Raw genomic sequence first — 641 nt, 5'->3', positions numbered from 1 at the left:
AACTTGCTCTTCTGTCAATTGATCGTTTATTTGATAAAACTCACGAGTAGATTTTGCCGCTTTCAATCCAGTAAAAACAGATTGATCAAAAATTGCCTGTGTCAAAGAAAGTCCTGCAGTAGAAGTCCAAGTCTGTCCAAATGCTGCCTGAATTGTAGTTCCTGGTTGTCCAAAACCTGCTCCATCAATAACTGTTGTCTGGATAATTGGATTGTATGTTAGGTTTCCATTTGCAGATATTTGCGGTAATGCTCTTGAACGTACTTCCTGAATTTTATATTCGCTGTTTTCAACCTGAAGTTTTGCCTTTTTAGCATCGGCTTTATTTTGAAGCGCATAATTGACTGCGTCTTTCAGTGTTAAAGTAGTGGTTTGTGCGACAGCAGAAAAGCCTATGGTACACAAAACTATGAGAAAGATTCTTTTCATAAGTGTTATTATTTATTAAATTTGAGATGAGACCGTCATTTATCTCTTTATCCTCACACAGAAAAATGACGGTTAATTTTGGAATGGTTAATTTTTAATTCTTTGTAATTGCTTTTCTAATTCCTCGACTCCTTTTGGAGTAGCCATTGCTCGAGTATGGTATTCTAATGCTTCTAATTCTACTCTTTGTGCTTCGCTTTCAGAAACTGTAT

The 641-nt window shown here is 35.9% G+C and carries 1 protein-coding gene; it reads right to left on the bottom strand.

Annotated elements, in window-relative coordinates:
- Nucleotides 1-429: TolC family protein (locus tag IEX27_RS21750; protein ID WP_188723033.1), on the bottom strand; the 429-nt coding region annotated here is incomplete at its 3' end.
- Nucleotides 430-641: the final 212 nt, after the last annotated feature.

Origin of the sequence: Nitratireductor aestuarii, assembly GCF_014641695.1 — a bacterium.
Taxonomy (GTDB): domain Bacteria; phylum Pseudomonadota; class Alphaproteobacteria; order Rhizobiales; family Rhizobiaceae; genus Chelativorans; species Chelativorans aestuarii.
This window is presented reverse-complemented; position numbering and strand designations above follow the sequence as displayed.